Origin of the sequence: Nocardia alni, from assembly GCF_019038435.1 — a bacterium.
GTDB lineage: Bacteria > Actinomycetota > Actinomycetes > Mycobacteriales > Mycobacteriaceae > Nocardia > Nocardia alni.
The window spans coordinates 1-16,299 of sequence record NZ_JAGPOX010000184.1 but is presented as its reverse complement, the minus strand read 5'-3'; the positions used below and the strand labels follow the sequence as shown (position 1 = coordinate 16,299).

Annotated in this window: 13 protein-coding genes; 9 read left to right on the top strand and 4 right to left on the bottom strand. The window is 68.6% G+C overall.

All coding sequences use genetic code 11. From position 1 onward, the window contains the following. Positions 1 to 2,131, top strand: a 2,131-nt coding sequence (locus tag JZ791_RS39640; protein ID WP_254207157.1) for a hypothetical protein, incomplete at its 5' end; no start/stop codon positions are given. Continuing rightward, positions 2,131 to 3,459, top strand: coding sequence for a pyridoxal-phosphate dependent enzyme (locus JZ791_RS39635; RefSeq protein ID WP_216902398.1), 1,329 nt, complete (start codon positions 2,131 to 2,133; stop codon positions 3,457 to 3,459). The genes JZ791_RS39640 and JZ791_RS39635, both read left to right, overlap by 1 nt. 65 nt (positions 3,460 to 3,524) lie before the next feature. Here the strand turns inward: JZ791_RS39635 and JZ791_RS39630 are convergent, their stop codons facing one another. The 3 genes from JZ791_RS39630 to JZ791_RS39620 all read right to left on the bottom strand — a co-directional run bounded on the left by JZ791_RS39630 (position 3,525) and on the right by JZ791_RS39620 (position 5,940). After that, a complete protein-coding gene (locus tag JZ791_RS39630) occupies positions 3,525 to 3,650 on the bottom strand; it encodes a hypothetical protein (protein WP_308163393.1) in 126 nt (41 codons plus the stop codon). Next, complete coding sequence (locus tag JZ791_RS39625; RefSeq protein ID WP_216902396.1) at positions 3,647 to 5,134, bottom strand: FtsW/RodA/SpoVE family cell cycle protein; 1,488 nt, start codon at positions 5,132 to 5,134, stop codon at positions 3,647 to 3,649. The genes JZ791_RS39630 and JZ791_RS39625 overlap by 4 nt, the downstream gene beginning before the upstream one ends. Before the next feature lie 314 nt (positions 5,135 to 5,448). Beyond that, positions 5,449 to 5,940: an SRPBCC family protein gene (locus tag JZ791_RS39620; RefSeq protein WP_216902394.1), complete on the bottom strand. Its 492-nt coding sequence runs from the start codon at positions 5,938 to 5,940 to the stop codon at positions 5,449 to 5,451. A 147-nt stretch (positions 5,941 to 6,087) separates the two neighbouring features. On the opposite strand from JZ791_RS39620, the gene JZ791_RS39615 reads away from it, so the two are divergent. The 6 genes from JZ791_RS39615 (at position 6,088) to JZ791_RS39590 (ending at position 14,408) form a co-directional block, all read left to right on the top strand. Then, positions 6,088 to 7,953 carry a Na+/H+ antiporter gene (locus JZ791_RS39615; protein WP_216902392.1) on the top strand — a complete coding sequence of 622 codons (1,866 nt, stop codon included), beginning with the start codon at positions 6,088 to 6,090 and terminating at the stop codon, positions 7,951 to 7,953. Positions 7,954 to 7,993: 40 nt separating this feature from the next. Next, a complete protein-coding gene (locus JZ791_RS39610) occupies positions 7,994 to 8,614 on the top strand; it encodes a TetR/AcrR family transcriptional regulator (protein ID WP_216902390.1) in 621 nt (206 codons plus the stop codon). 208 nt (positions 8,615 to 8,822) lie between these two features. After that, positions 8,823 to 9,539 carry an MgtC/SapB family protein gene (locus JZ791_RS39605; protein ID WP_216902388.1) on the top strand — a complete coding sequence of 239 codons (717 nt, stop codon included), beginning with the start codon at positions 8,823 to 8,825 and terminating at the stop codon, positions 9,537 to 9,539. 79 nt (positions 9,540 to 9,618) lie between these two features. Further along, entirely contained in the window at positions 9,619 to 11,355 is a 1,737-nt protein-coding gene (locus JZ791_RS39600; protein WP_216902386.1) for an ABC transporter permease, read from the top strand. A gap of 11 nt (positions 11,356 to 11,366) precedes the next feature. After that, entirely contained in the window at positions 11,367 to 12,701 is a 1,335-nt protein-coding gene (locus JZ791_RS39595) for an ABC transporter ATP-binding protein (RefSeq protein WP_216902384.1), read from the top strand. A 405-nt stretch (positions 12,702 to 13,106) separates the two neighbouring features. Continuing rightward, positions 13,107 to 14,408 carry a magnesium transporter MgtE N-terminal domain-containing protein gene (locus JZ791_RS39590; RefSeq protein WP_216902381.1) on the top strand — a complete coding sequence of 434 codons (1,302 nt, stop codon included), beginning with the start codon at positions 13,107 to 13,109 and terminating at the stop codon, positions 14,406 to 14,408. Positions 14,409 to 14,588: 180 nt separating this feature from the next. Here the strand turns inward: JZ791_RS39590 and JZ791_RS39585 are convergent, their stop codons facing one another. Continuing rightward, a complete protein-coding gene (locus JZ791_RS39585; protein ID WP_216902379.1) occupies positions 14,589 to 14,825 on the bottom strand; it encodes a hypothetical protein in 237 nt (78 codons plus the stop codon). A gap of 73 nt (positions 14,826 to 14,898) precedes the next feature. On the opposite strand from JZ791_RS39585, the gene JZ791_RS39580 reads away from it, so the two are divergent. Then, a partial coding sequence (locus JZ791_RS39580) for an Nramp family divalent metal transporter (RefSeq protein WP_216902377.1) occupies positions 14,899 to 16,299 on the top strand: 1,401 nt, incomplete at its 3' end.

Here is a 16,299-nt window from a genome sequence, read left to right as displayed (position 1 = left end):
CCCCGCCAACTCCGACTCCAACAAACCGGACCAAGCCGCCGATAACACTCGTAGCCCCACCGACGCCAGCAACAACCCCGGCCCCTTTGGCGCAACACCCAGCAGCGCCGACACTCGCCCCGCAGCGCCTACCGAATTCATCCCCGGCGCTCACGACCCCACCCCGGCGCCAGACGGCGCCACAGACCACTCGGCAGACACCGACCTGATCGCCGCTACCGCCCACGCGGCCGATGCCAGCAACGACGCGGGCCACTCCGGCACTGGCGACAGTCACCCCGCAGCGCATATCGGCTCCTCCTCTGGAGCTCACGCCCCTGTCACTACCCGGGACAACACGATGAGCGCCGACCGCTCGGACCGGACCGCCGACAGCCCCGCGTACTCCGGCGTGACGCGCCGCACCGCCGACGTTCACCGAGCGTCGCGTCCTGGTTTCTCCCAGTCCACTGCCGCCAGTCGTCCTTTCGTCTCCGGACGCTCGGCCCAGGCCCACTCGGAAATTCCCGAACGTCCGTCGTACGGCCCCGGTCCGGCTGCGAACTCCGCCGGCTCCCAACGCCCCGCGGCCGCATCGGCGCCGACCCTTCCGGCGAAGATTCATCCCCTCGTCCGGGCGTTTCTCGATACGCCCGGCGCCGCCGAGGAGGCGCTCGTTCGGTTCGGGTCGCCCGCGCATCTGCTGTTCCCGCAGGTCTATGCGGAGAATTTGAGCCGGGTGCGGGCGGTGCTGGAACGGAATCTGTCTCGGTATCGAATCTGCTACGCGCACAAGGTGAATCGGTCCCGGGCGCTGCTGCGTACCGCGGAGTATGCCGGGATCTCGGTGGACGTGGCCTCGGCGCAGGAGTTGACCGCGGCGGTGGACGCCGGATTCGGGCCGATGCGTATCGAGGTGACCGGTCCCAAGGGTGAGGGGTTCCTGCGCGATCTGGTGGACGCGGGGGTCACGGTCAATGTGGACAATGTGTGGGAGTTGCGACGGATCGCGGAGCTGGCTGGTGAGCGCGCGAATGTGCCGGTGCTGCTGCGGATCTCGGGGTTTCCGGGGAGCGCGGTGAGCCGGTTCGGGATCGCGCTGGGCGAGGCGCAGGAGGCGCTGCGGGTGCTGTCGGCGCATCGTGGCCGGGTCACGCTGCGCGGCATGGCCTTTCACATCGACTCCGGTGAGCCCGGTGAGCGGCTGCGGGCGGTCCAGGAGTGTCTGGAGCTGATCGAGCGGGCCTACGAGTATGGGCTCGCGCCGTCGGTGCTGGATATCGGCGGCGGATTCCGGCAGGTGTTCACCGCCGACGCCGACCGGTTCGACGGGTATGTCGCCGCGTTGCGGGAGGCGCTACTGGGCCGGGGTGAGCCGATGACCTGGGGCGGCAACACCTTCGGCTTCCATCTGGACGATACCGGCGTGCACGGCACCCCGATCTTCCACAAGTACGCCAACACCGTGCCTGCCACCCGCATGCTCGGCGAGCTGCTCACCGCGCCGCTGGAGGCGCACGGCGGACGCACTCTCGCGCAGGTCGTGGCGGAGAACATGCTGGAGATCTGGCTCGAACCGGGTAAGGCGCTGGTGGATCACGCCGGAATCACCGTGGCCCGGGTCGAATTCGTCAAACGGGCCGCCGACGGCAGCGTGCTGGTCAACCTGGACCTCTCGCGCGATACCGTCACCCCGGCCGACCAGGAGGTGATGGTGGACCCGATCGTCCTGTCCAGCGTCGCGCATCTCGAGGCGGCCCAACCCGTCTACACCGCACCGGCGTCCGGCAATCGGTACCACCCCGGCGACACCCTCCCGGCCCTGCGCCCGGGCGCCGATCCCGCCGACGCCGGGCCCGTCGGCGTGTATTTCGCCGGGCGGCTGTGCCTCGAGCGGGATCTGATCACCAACCACAAGGTGTGGCTGGCGCGGTGCCCGCGGCCCGGAGATCTGGTGGTGTTCCCCAATACCGGCGCTTACCACATGGACCTGTCGGCCGCGGCGGCCTCGATGCATCCGCTGCCGCCCAAACTCGCCGTCGCGCATCGCTCGGGCGCGTTCCAGATCTGCCGCGACGTCGATTACGAACCATCGCACCACCCGGACCGACACCACCTCACGGACGCGCCGCCTACGGAGGGGATCGCCTGATGCGCTACGACCACATCACCGACCTGATCGGCAATACCCCGCTGCTGCGGCTGGACCCCGCGGTGCACGGGCTGGCCAATGTCGAGTTGTACGCGAAACTGGAGTCCTGCAACCCGTTCGGCTCGGTCAAGGACCGGGTGGCCTGGGGCATGATCCGCGACGAGTTCGACGATATCGTCGCGGCCGGCCAGACCCTGATCGAGGCCTCGAGCGGCAATACCGCCAAGGCGCTGCGCATCCTGGGCGCGATGCGCGGGGTCGGGCTGCGCGCGGTCACCAACCGCATCAAGGTGACCGAGGTCCGCGAGCTGCTCCAGCTGTTCGGCGCCGAGATCGAGGAGCTGCCCGGGCTCTCGGAATGCCCGGACCCCACCACCCCCAACGACGTGTATTCGGTGATCGAGTCCACGATGGCGAAAAACCCTGGCGCGTACCACCATCCCTCGCAGTACACCAACGAGAAGAATATCGAGGCGCACTACCACGGCACCGGCCGCGAGATCCACGAGGACCTGGACGGCGCGCGCATCGACTATCTGATCGGCGGCCTGGGCACCACCGGATCCACCCGGGGCGCGGCGAGCTTCCTGCGCAAACACAATCCGGAGCTGCGGACCATCGCGGTGGTGTCCGAGCGCAGCGATTTCATCCCCGGCATCCGCTCGGAAACCGAGATGTGGGACGTGGGCCTGTTCCAGCCCGATTTCTACGACCGCATCATGACCGTGACCGCCGCGGCAGCGGTCGACGCGACCCTGGAGCTGGCCACCGGCTACGGCGTGCTGGCCGGACCGACCAGCGGCGCGACCTACTCCGCCGCTCTGGAATTCCTGGGCGCCCTGGACTATTCGAGCATCGCCACCGACCAGCCGGCGACCGCGGTGATGATCGTCTGCGACCGCATCGAGCCGTACCTGTCGTATATCCGCAAACGCCGCCCGGACCTGTTCGGCCGCAACGCCTCCCGCCCGGCGCCCCCCGACGAGCGCGAACTGTCCACCGTACCGGCGCTTTCCCCCGACGACCTCGAAACCCTCATCACCACAGCACATCCGGTGATCGTCGACACCCGGGGCGCCATGGCGTACCGGATCGGCCACGTCCCGGGCGCCCTGAACATCCGCGACGACCAACTGGACGACATGTTCGCCCAGGGCATCCCCTTCTCCCGCACCCATCCCCTGGTCTTCGTCTGCCCGGTGGGCGAACTGTCCCGCCGCTTCGCCGCCTTGGCCCGCCGCGCCGGATACGACGCCACCACGCTCGACGGCGGCATCACCGCCTGGCGTGACACGGGCAGACCCCTGGAATCCGCTCCCCGCCTCTGATCGGCGGCAGGCCTCACGGACGGCTCAGTGGCCCAGATAGGCGCCGATGGCGCCGATCAGCCCATTCAGTCGTCGAGATTGCCGTAGGCGCCCAGGGTGCGTTCGGAGGTGATGCCGCGCAGGGCGGGCGGCAGCAGGGCGGCCACCTGACGGACCTCGACCGGGTCGGCGCCGGCGAACGCACACGTCATCCCGGCGAGTCCGGCCCCGCGCCGGCCCCACCGCCCAGGGAGCGCTTGGCGATATGTTCGGTCATCGCCTCGGCGATGGGGGCGACGGGCGCCGGTGGCGCTGCCGCGGGCACCGAGCGGGCGTCGTGGGAGATGCGGATCATCAGCGCGATGATGATGTAGTTGGCCAGCAGCGAGGATCCGCCGTAGGACATGAACGGGGTGGTCAGACCGGTCAGCGGGATCAGTTTGGTCACGCCGCCGACCACCACGAACAACTGCCAGCCCAGCGAGAACGCCAGGCCGCCGCCGAGCAGTTTGCCGAACGAGTCGCGGGTGGTCATCGCGGCGGAGAATCCGCGCAGCGTGATGATCGTGAACAGCACGATGATCGCGGTCAGCCCGAACAGGCCGAGTTCCTCGCCGATCGTGGCGACGATGAAGTCGGTCTTGGCGAACGGCACCACCTGCGGGCGACCGCCGCCCAGCCCCGCACCCCACAGTCCGCCCGTGCCCAGCCCGAACAGGCCCTGCGCGATCTGGTATCCGTTGGTGTAGTAGCTGGCGAACGGGTCCTCCCATACCTGCACCCGCACCCGCACGTGTGCGAACAGGTTGTACGCGATGATCGCGCCGATGGCGAACATGACGATCCCGATCAGCAGCCAGGACGCGCGCCGGGTGGCGATGTACACCATCGCCAGCACCGTGCCGAACACCAGCAGCGAGAACCCGAGGTTCTTCTCGTACACCAGCACGATCACCGACACGAACGTCACCAGCAGCAGTGGCCCCAGATCTCGCAGCCGCGGCACGGTGAACCAGAGCACCTTGCGGCCAGCGGCGCCGAACAGGTCCCGGTTGGTGACCAGGAATCCGGCGGTGAAGATCAGCAGCAGCACCTTGGCGAACTCACCGGGCTGAATCGAGAAGCCGTGGAACATGATCCAGCTCTTACCGCCGTTGACCTCGCTGAACCGCGAGGGCAGCACCGCGGGCACGAGCAGCGCCACGACACCGGCCAGTCCGCACGTGTACGCGTATTTGGCGGGCTGGGAGTGGTTGCGCACGACCGCCAGCACCACCGCGAACAGCGCGATCGCGACCGCGGTCCAGATCATCTGGTGCGCCGAATCCGAGGACGGCGCCGGTTGCCCCTCCGAGGCCGCCTCCGTCGCCTCGGCCCGGTCCAACCGGTTGATCAGCACCAGCCCGATCCCGTTGAGCAGCACGACGCACGGCAGGATCACCGGATCGGCCTTGGCCGCGAACATCCGCACCGCCAGATGCGCCAGCAGCGCCAGCACCGCGAACACCGTCAGCGACCCCCACAGCGACTGCGCGCCCCCACCGGTCGCCGTGGCCATCACCGCCCCCGCGATGGCCACGAGCGCCACCGCCAGGACGACCAGAACCAACTCGGTCCGCCGCGCATTGGGCCGCCCGATCGGCCCCGACACCGTCACGATCGGCCCGGAGGACAAACTTTCCCGCGGAGCACTCACACAACCACCTCACCCGCATGCGCTCGCCGCGTGCCGCCGAGTCCACGCGCGATCATCCCCCACCGGCCCCCGGCCACACACGCCCGAATCCAGGGCTCGCTCGCACACTCGTTCATGCCCTCGCCTCGCTGACGCTCGGCTCCGTCGTGCACGACGCGCGGTGTATCCCTGGTTCGCTCGCAGGCTCCCTCACGCCAACAAGTATGCGGGAACCCGATTTCACCCCGCGCAGGCGACACGACCCACACCCCCACAGCACACGCACGCCACCGGCACATGTGCGGCTCCCGACCGACCCCGCGGAGGTCGAGCGATCAGCGGGCCTCGTCCGGTGGCGCATCGGAACGAAGGGCCGTGACGGCCTCGGCCAGCCGGTCGAGCGATTCCCGCATCTGGTTGCGGTTGATCAGCGGGAGGCGATCGATCAGGTCGTGGTTGCCGAATTTCGACCAGTCGTAGATCTCGGCGACCAGGGTGCGATCCCGGGTGATCGGGGTCATGGTCCAGGTCCAGGTGTGCCCGGCCGGCGTGCGGCCCGGGCTGGCGGGCGCCCAGCCGATCGCGCGGGCCGGCTCGTGGACGACGACGTGGTTCTCGACCCGGTAGTCGCCGACGGGCGCACGGTGCATGGTCATCACGAACACCGCGCCGACGCCGGTGAGCGCACCGGGGCCGGCGGCCTCACGCACCATGCCGCTGGCATCCAGCGCGACGTGGTTGGCCGGTGTGTTCAGAAACGAGAAGATCACGGCGGCGGGTGCGTCGATGACGCGGGACACCTCGAGACGTCGCACCGGCACGGACAATTCGGGTCTCCTTCGCCTGACGGAGTACGGGTATACCGCAATTCGGGCCGGCGAGCGCGGCGAACGCGCCGATGCGCAGGGGACCGGGCCGATCGCCACGCGCGAACCCCGCGCACCCGCGACACGCCGGGCTGGCACGATACGGGTGTGCAAATAGCATTCGGGTTGGTGGCGCTGGTCGCCGTCGCGGTCGCGATGGCCGCATTGGCGCGGCGGGTGGGCATGGCCGAGCCGCTGGTGCTGACCGTGGTCGGTATCGCCGCCTCCTACGTGCCGTTCGTGCCGGAGGTCGACATCAACCCGGAGATCGTGCTGCTGGGATTGCTGCCGCCGCTGGTCTACACCGCCTCGATCAGCGCCTCGCTGGTGGAGTTCAGGCCCAAGAAGCTCTCGATCACGCTGCTGTCGGTCGGGCTGGTGCTGTTCACCGCGTTCGCCGTCGCCGGGGTGGTGCACGCGCTGCTGCACGTGCCGTTCGCGGCGGCGGTCGCGATCGGGGCGATCGTGGCGCCGCCGGATTCGGTGGCCGCGACATCGATCGCGCGCCGGGTCGGCATTCCGCGGCGGATCGTGACGCTGCTCGAGGGTGAGGCGCTGTTCAACGACGCGACCGCGCTGGTGGCGCTGCGCACCGCGCTGGCCGCGATGACCGGCGCGTTCAGCGTGTGGCAGGCCGGGGGCAGCTTCCTGCTCGCGACCGTCGGCGGCGCGGCGATCGGCATCGTCGCCGCGGCGCTGCTGGCGCTGGTCCGCCGCCGCATCACCGATCCTGTCTTCGACACCAGTCTGTCGCTGCTGGCCCCGTTCGTGGCGTACCTGCCCGCCGAGGCCGCGCACGCCTCCGGTGTCATCGCGACGGTCGTGTGCGGGCTCATCCTGGGACAGGGCGCGCCGAAGTGGCAGACCGCGGCCTCGCGCGTCGCCGAGCGCACCAATTGGCGCACCATCCAGTTCATCCTCGAGAACGCGGTATTCCTGCTCATGGGGCTGCAGGTGCGGCACATCCTGGAGCAGGCGTGGTCCGGCGGCCTGGACCACACCACCCTGCTGCTCACCTGTGTCGCGGTACTGGCCACCGTCATCGTGGTACGCCCGATCTGGGTCTACCCGTCGACCTATTTCGCGTGGTGGATCGAGTCCCGCCCGCGCGGTAAACCCAAGCCCGCCTGGACCGCCCCGACGATCGTGTCCTGGGCCGGAATGCGTGGCGTGGTCACCCTGGCCGGCGCGCTGCTGTTGCCCTCGAGCACACCGCAATTGGCGACGCTCAAGCTGCTGGCCCTGGTAATCGTCGGCGGAACACTACTGGTACAGGGGTTTTCGCTGCCATGGCTGGTGCGCGTGCTGCGGCTGCGCGGCCCCAGCGCCGCCGAGGACGCGCTCAATCAGGCGAATCTGCTGCAGCAGGCCACGACCGCGGGCCTGGCCGCGCTGGAGGAGCACGTCGTGCCGGAGACTCCACCGGAAATCGTTACCGCGCTGCGTGATCGGGTCGCCCGCCGGGCCAACACCGCATGGGAACAGCTCGGCCGCGACGAGTCGGTGCGCATCACCCCCAGCGGCGAGTATCGCCGCCTGCGCCTGGCCATGCTCGCCGCCGAACGCGAAACCGTGCTGCGCGTGCGCGATTCGGGCGCCCTGGACCACGAGGTGCTCGAACAGGTCATGGCCACACTGGATATCGAGGAATCCACCATCGACCGGGTCTCCGAAGCCGAGGACACCTCCGGCGATCCGCTGCGCGGCCCGGTCACCAGCGCGTGCGACCATCTGCGCAAGGCGCCGCACGTGCGCCTGACCGAACTGCCCGAGGTCTGCGCCGAATGCCTCGCCGAGGGCCTGTTCTGGGTCCACCTGCGCATGTGCCTGACCTGTGGCAACGTCGCCTGCTGCGACTCCTCCGTGGGTACACACGCCAGCCGCCACTACGACCGGACCGGCCATCCGGTCATGCGCAGCGTGGAGCCCGGCGAGAAATGGCGCTGGTGCTACGTGGACGAACTCCTGGGATAGCATCCGACGCCGCCGGCGCGGGCTCAGTACCCTGGTCGTGGTGCACACCGAGCAGGACCCGGCCGAAGCCCGCCTTTGGGGCGGTACCACCCTCAGCGCGCGGCGTGAGGCTCGCCGCGTCGCGCTGCTCGAGGCGGCGCTGGATCTGATCGGGGAGGCCGGGGCCGGTGCGGTGACGATGCGCGCGGTGTGCCGCAAGGCCGGGCTGACCGACCGCTACTTCTACGAGAGCTTCAGTGACCGGGACGCGTTGCTGGACGCCCTGTACCGGCAGGTAGCCGCGGAGTTCCTGGACCCGATGACAGCGTTCGCCGACGCCGACGATCCGGACCGGATCCGTGCGCTGGCCGAGGCCCTCATCGACGCGGTGCTGAACGATCCGCGCAAATCCCGGCTGTTCCTGGTCGAGCCCTACTCCTCCACCGGCCTCGGGCAAACCTCGATCGCGGTCATGCCCTCCTTCACCCGGCTGATCCAGGATCATCTGTTCACTCACATTCAGGACCCCGTGAAACGACGTGTGGCCGCGCTCACTATGGCCGCCGGAAATGCGGGAATGCTCGCCGCCTGGCTCAACGGAACCCTGCGCGCGAGCCGCGCCCAGCTGGTCGATCACGTGGTCGAGACGATCACCGCTTACCGAACCATGTACCGGGGCTGAGCTTCGGCTACCATGACCGAGGCTCGGCGGGCGATCCGCCGATGCGCGCGACTGCGACCGAAGGAGGTGGTCTCATGCCCGATGGAGACAGTACGGACTCATTAGCCAACTATTCACCCTGCGACCACTTCCAATGCCCGCCGCACGACTGACCACCCGGTAGCCTGCGGCACGGGAGTGCGCGCATCGCGAGATCTGGGAGTTCGTCATGACGACGGTGGAGATGCTGCTGCGCCTCGGGGCTGGTGTAGGCCTCGGTGCGGTGATCGGCGTGGAGCGGCAGTATCGCGCCCGCATGGCGGGTCTGCGCACCAACGCACTGGTGGCCGCGGGGGCCACATTGTTCGTGCTGCTGTCCGCCCATGGTTTCCACGGCGCCTCCGCCGATCCGACACGTGTTGCGGCACAGATCGTTTCGGGTATCGGCTTCCTGGGCGCGGGCGTCATCATGCGCGAGGGCCTCAGCGTGCGGGGGCTGAACACCGCGGCCACGCTCTGGTGCTCGGCCGCGGTGGGCGCGCTGTGCGGTTCGGGAATGTACGGCACCGCGCTGGCCGGCACGGTCGTGGTGGTCGTGGTGAACACGGCCATGCGGTATCTGGGCCGCACGATCGACCGGCACCCGGCGGCCGGGACCGAGCAGGTCACCCGGTATCTGTTCGCCGCGGTCACCGACGACCCGAACGAGGCGCATGTGCGTGCCCTGCTGGTGCAGGCCCTGACTCGCACCGATTTCCGGTTGGTGTCCATCTCCAGCCGAAATACCGGCGTGCCCGCACAGGTCGAGGTCCGCGCCGAGTTGATCGGTGAGGAACGCGACGACCGGCAAATGGAATCGGCCGTGAGCCGCTTGAGCCTCGAACCGTCGGTAACCAGCGTGGGGTGGAGCATCGAGCAGAACGCCGAAGTGGAGGAGGACCGATGAGCTCCGCGGATTCCCCGGTCGCCGACCATCCTCGGCCCCTTCAGCACCATCGCAGCGACCGCTCGACCCAGGAGTTTCAGTGAGCACCGCACGTGCCTTCCCGTCCCGTGGCGCCCTGGAGCGACCACGCTCCCGCCTGGCCGACGTCGCGGTGTTCGCCGGCGCGGCGGTGCTGATCTGGATCGTTCTGCACATCTCCCAGGGCCTGAACCTGCCGTTCGACAAGAACGCCCAGGGCGCCCCGGTGAACACCGACCCGTCGAACCTGCCCTACTACGCCGCGCGCTCGCTGCTGCGCATGTTCATCGCGCTGATCATCTCGACGCTGTTCACGTTCGTCTACTCGATCGCCGCCGCGCGGCTGCGGCGAGCGCGGCTGGTGATGCTGCCGATCCTGGACATCCTGCAGTCGGTGCCGATCCTGGGCTTCCTGTCGGTGACGGTGACCGCCTTCATCGCCCTGTTCCCCGGATCCACGCTGGGCCTGGAGTGCGCGTCGATCTTCGCGATCTTCACCTCGCAGGCCTGGAACATGACCTTCGCGTTCTACCACTCTCTGGTCTCCCAGCCGCGTGACCTGGACGAGGCCTCGCGCAACCTGCGTCTGTCGCGCTGGCAGCGGTTCTGGCGGGTGGACCTGCCCGGCGGCATGGTACCGCTGGTGTGGAACGCGATGATGAGCTTCGGCGGCGGCTGGTTCTTCCTCACCGCGTCCGAGGCGATCAGCGTCAACAACCATCAGTACGTGCTGCCGGGCATCGGCTCGTACGTCGCCGCGGCCACCGAGCAGGGCGCGACCGGTAAGGTGCTGATCGCGATCGGCGTGATGATCGTGCTGGTCATCGCAGTGAACGTGCTGTTCTGGCGGCCGCTCACGGCATTCGCCGAACGGTTCCGGTTCGAGGAATCCGAACCGGCCGAGGCCCCGCGCAGCATCACCCTGGATCTGCTGCGCCGCTCGCACGTGCCCGAACTGCTCGGCCGGGTCTTCGGCCCGATCGTGCATCCGGTCGACCGGGCGATGTCGGTGTTCGGCCTGGCCGAGTACCCGCTGCGCGTGGTCCCGGGCCGGCGCCGCGCCGGGGACGTGGTGTTCTCCGCGGTGATGCTGGCGGTGATCGTGTGGGGTTGCTACGAGATCGTCGATTACATCCACCGCACCTGCGGATTCGGTCAGGTCGCGCACGCGTTCGGGCTCGGCGGGCTCACCCTGCTGCGGGTGATCGTGCTGCTGATCATCGCCAGCGCCATCTGGGTGCCGATCGGGGTGTGGATCGGGCTGAACCCGCGCGTATCGCGGTTCGCCCAGCCCATCGTGCAGGTCGCGGCGAGCTTTCCCGCGAACTTCCTGTTCCCGCTGGTCACAGCCGTGTTGGTGGCGACGGGCTCGAGCCTGAACTGGGCGGCCGTCCTGCTGATGGCCCTGGGCGCGCAGTGGTACATCCTGTTCAACGTGATCGCCGGGGCCAGCGCGGTGCCGGGCGACCTGCGCGAGGCCGCGGCGAATCTGCGACTGACCCGAAACCTGTGGTGGCGCAAGCTGATTCTGCCCGCGATCTTCCCCAGCTACGTGACCGGCGCGATCACCGCGGCGGGCGGCGCGTGGAACGCCTCCATCGTCGCCGAGGTGGTCACCTACAAGAATCACACACTCAGCGCACACGGCCTGGGCACCTACATCGCCCAAGCCACCGGGGCGGGCGACTGGCCGCGCATCTTGGTCGGCGTCGTGGTGATGGCCGTCTACGTCGTCGGCGTCAATCGTCTGTTCTGGCGTCGCCTGTACGCCCTTGCCGAGCGCCGCTACTCGTTGTGAGAGGAAATTCCATGACCACCACCACCTCTGGCGAGGTACTACTCCAGATCGACGGTGTCGGAAAATCTTTCACCGGCGCGGCCGGCGACTCTCTGCACGTGCTGGAGAATATCGATCTGACGATCCGCTCCGGGGAATTCGTCGCGCTGCTGGGTCGCTCGGGTTCGGGCAAGTCGACGCTGCTGCGCACCATCGCCGGGCTCATCGCGCCCACCACCGGCGCGGTCCGCTATCGCGGCAAACAGCTCGAGGGCGCGAATCCCGGTGCGGCGCTGGTATTCCAGTCGTTCGCACTGATGCCGTGGCTGACCGTGCAGGACAATGTCGAGTTGGGCCTGGCCGCGCGCGGGGTGGCGCCGGCCGAGCGGGCCAAGCGGGCGCTCGAGGCCATCGACGTGATCGGCCTGGACGGGTTCGAGAGCGCCTACCCCAAGGAGCTGTCCGGCGGCATGCGCCAGCGCGTGGGTTTCGCGCGCGCCCTGGTGCTCGAGCCGGACCTGCTGCTCATGGACGAACCGTTCTCGGCGCTGGACGTGCTGACCGCGGAGAACCTGCGCACCGAGCTCGTGAACCTGTGGGAGACAGACGGTTTCCCCACCAAGGCCGTATGCATCGTCACCCACAACATCGAGGAGGCCGTGCTGCTCGCGGACCGCGTGGTGGTGCTGGGCGCGAATCCGGGCCGGATCATCGCCGACATCCCGGTCACCTCCGCGCGTCCCCGCGACCGGCACGCACCCGGTTTCGAGGCCCTGGTCGACGAGATCTACGGCCTGCTCACCGGCCGCGACACCACCCCCGCCCAGCCCGAACCGGCCAAGGCCACCCCGACCGCGCATCCGCTGCCCGACGCCACCGTCGGCGGGATGGCCGGTCTGATCGAGCTGGTCTACACCGGCGGCGGCCGCGCGGACCTGCCCGATATCGCCGACACCCTGAACTTCGAGATCGACGACCTGCTGCCGCTGGTGGACGCCGCCGCGATGCTCGGGTTCCTGACCGTGGATTCGGGCGATATCACCCTGACCGATATCGGCACCCGCTTCACCACCGCCGACATCCAGGAGTCCAAGAAGATCTTCGCCGAACAGGCGCGCCACCGGGCTCCGCTGGTGCGCACCATCTGCAAGGGGCTGGCCGGAAGTTCGGATGGCAAGCTGCGCGCGAGCTTCTTCCTGGATTTGCTGCGGCGCGGGTTCTCCCCCGACGACGCGCGCCGCCAGCTGGACATCGCCATCTCTTGGGGTCGTTATGCGGAGCTGTTCGACTATGACGCCGATGATGACGAGATCACCGCGGATCGCGAGACCGAGGAGTTCGCGCACGTGCGGGACAAGTGGGACTGAATCGGATCACGTCGCCCTGGGCCCCAACCCGAATCGCGTCACCTTGGGACCGAACCCCAATTGCGTCGCCCCGGCGCGCTTTTGGCCGGGGTCGATCGTCTCCCGGGGGCGCAGGGGCGAGATCGACGACGCACTGACGAGGATCACCCGTCGTTCAGCGGGTGATCCACGGGACGCGGCCCTGCCCCGACCGGCGTCCCGGGACTGTCCGGCTTCCGGCCGCTCACCAGCCGAGTTGCTGTTACGGTCGGGTGTGCACAGCACAAGTCGGGCAACTCGCGTAGACACCCCGGGTGTTTACCGTGCAGTCACCAAATGTCGGTCGATAATTCTTGGACCAGTGCCGATCGCGGTGCAAGGTAAGCCTGCGATCACCGGCTTTCGGGATACCGATCAGGAGCGCACATGAGCGAATCGACCGTCCAACGCACGACCGTCCATCTGTCGCAGTTGCTCAAATCGCCGGTCGTGGCGAGCAGTGGGGAGGCGATCGGCCGGGTGGACGATCTGATCGTGCGGCTACCCGGAGGCGATGCGTATCCGCCGGTGACCGGTGTCGTCGTCGGGATGGGCGGGCGCGCGGTGTTCGTCTCCGCCGACCGCGTCGATGAATTCGGGGCGGATCGGATCGTGTTGTCGCACAGCAAGGTCGACCTGCGCGGCTTCGAGCGGCGGCAGGGCGAGGTGCTGTTGCGCCAGGATATCCTCGGGCACCGGCTGATCGACGTCGCCGCGGCCGAGTTGGTGCGCGCCTACGACGTCGAACTCGACGACACCGAGTCCGGCTGGGTGCTCGCGCGCCTCGACACACGCCGTCCGGCCCGGCTTTTCGGGCTCATCAAGGCCGGTAGCGGGCACGCCGCACGGGATTGGAAGGCCTTCGAGCCGCTGATCGGGCACAGCGGATCGCTCACCACCCGCGGTGTCAGCGTCCGGCTGCGCGGCCTCAAGCCCGCCGAGATCGCCGACCTGCTCGAGGAGGCGAACAAGAACGAGCGCGGCGAGATCCTGGGCCAGGTGCACGATGACCCGGAGCTCGAGGCCGACGTGTTCGAGGAGCTGGATCCAGAGGAGGCCAGCCGGCTGTTCAACGACATGTCCGATGCCGAGGCCGCCGCCCTGCTGGGCCGCATGCGCGCCGACGACGCCGCGGACGCGGTCGCCGATCTGCGTCAGTCCCGCCGCCGCCGGGTCCTGGACCTCATGCCCGCCGGCCAGCGCACCAAGGTGATCACGCTGCTGGGCTTCAACCCCGACAGCGCGGGCGGCCTGATGAACGTCGACTTCGCCACCTGTGGGCCGGATGCGACCGTGGCGCAGGCACTCTCGGTGGTCAGCACGTCACGCGGACTGCAGCCCGAGGCACTGCTGAAGGTGCACGTGCTCGACGAGAACCGCCTCGTCGGGGTGATCTCCGTGATCGCGCTGCTACAGGCCGAGTCGGACGCGCGCGTCGGCGACGTCATGGACGACGACCCCGTCCGGGTGACGCCCGACGCCGACCTGCCCGACGTCGCGCTGCTGATGGCCGATTACAACCTGTACACCATCCCTGTGGTCGACGACACCGACCGAGTGCTGGGCGTCGTCACGGTCGACGACATACTGGAAGCGACCATCCCCGAAGACTGGCGCCGCCGCGAGCCCGCGCCCCGCCCGATTCGTGAGGAACCGGCTTCGGCTGCGCTGGACGGGACAGGTTCGTGATGAACACGGTCCGCGACCCACAGTCCACGCTGCTGGAATTCGCGGCGCCCAAGGCATCGATCGCGGCATTCATCCCACTCGCGGCGACCACACGCACAGCAGAATCCGCCCACACTCCTGCCGCAAGCTGCTCACCCTCCGGCGTATCGACCATGGCCGCAGACACATCCGTGACGCCCATCACGGCGTTCGACGGAACGGGGTTACGATGACCGAGACCGGCGGAACACGTTCCACGCCAGCAGATCCCGCAGCAGTGCCTGGGTCGGCGACGAATAACACGGCATCGACCGGCCCGTCCGGTTCGGGTACAACCGGTTCGGCATCCACGTCCGATTCGAGCGCCACCGGCGCCGGCCGATCCGGTTCGGGTGCATCCGATTCGACGCCTGCGCCCGACTCGTCGACCACCGACACCGGTCGATCCCACACTGCGGCAACCGCGCCCGCATCGAGCGCCTCACCTCGTTCGGAGGCACGACGTTCGGCCGTGCTGGATTCGGCGCATCTGGGCGATATCGAAGGCGCGCTCGGCCGGATCAGCGTCAACGACACCGACCGCCCGCGCACGCTGCGTACCCGGATGCTGACGCTTCTTGCGATCGTCGGGCCCGGGCTGATCGCGATGGTCGGCGACAACGACGCGGGCGGGGTGGCCACCTATGCGCAGGCCGGGCAGAACTACGGATACAGCCTGCTGTGGGTGCTGTTGCTGCTGATCCCGGTGCTGATCGTCAACCAGGAGATGGTGGTGCGCCTGGGCGCGGTCACCGGCATCGGGCACGCCCGGCTGATCAACGAGCGGTTCGGGCGCGGCTGGGGCTGGTTCTCGGTCGGCGACCTGTTCATCCTGAACTTCCTGACCATCGTCACCGAATTCATCGGTATCTCCCTGGCCGCGGACTACATCGGTGTGTCCAAATACATCGTGGTGCCGGTCGCGGCGGTGGCGCTGGTGGTGATCATGGCGTCCGGCAGCTTCCGCCGCTGGGAGCGCGCGATGTTCGTGTTCATCGCGATCAGCGTGCTGCAGGTCCCGCTGGTGCTCATGTCGCATCCCCACTGGGCGCACGCGGCAAGGGATTTCGTCGTTCCCGGCGTGCAGGGCGGGTTCAGCTCCGATGCGGTGCTGCTGATCATCGCGATCGTGGGCACGACCGTCGCACCGTGGCAGCTGTTCTTCCAGCAGTCCAACATCGTGGACAAGCGCATCACCCCGCGGTTCATCAGCTATGAGCGCGCCGACACCACCCTGGGCGCGTTCGTCGTGGTCATCGGTGCGACGGCGATCCTGATGACCGCCGACTACGCCGCACGCTCGACCGGCACCGTCGGCAAGTTCATCGACGCGGGCAACATAGCCCACCTGCTCGGCCACGTGGAGGGCGTACTCGGCTCGTTCTTCGCGATCGTGCTGCTGGACGCCTCGATCATCGGCGCGGCGGCGGTAACGCTGGCGACCAGCTACGCGTTCGGCGACGTCTTCGGCCTCAAACACTCACTGCACCGCGGCTTCTCGGACGCGAAACAGTTCTACCTGTCCTACATCGCGATGGTCGCACTGGCCGCGGCGATCGTGCTGATCCCCGGGGCGCCACTGGGTTTGATCACCACCGCCGTACAGGCCCTGGCCGGTCTGCTGCTCCCCAGCGCGAGCGTATTCCTGCTCCTGCTGTGCAACGACCGACAAGTGCTGGGCCCGTGGGTGAATCGCACGTGGCTCAATATCGTCGCGGGCGTCATCGTGGCAGTGCTCCTGCTGCTGTCGGGAATCCTCATGGCCACCACCCTGTTCCCGCACATCGACGTCACCGAGACCGCCGCATACATCGCCGTAGCCATGATCGTCCTGGCCATGATCGCCGCCGCCACCCTACGCTGGATCCAGCGC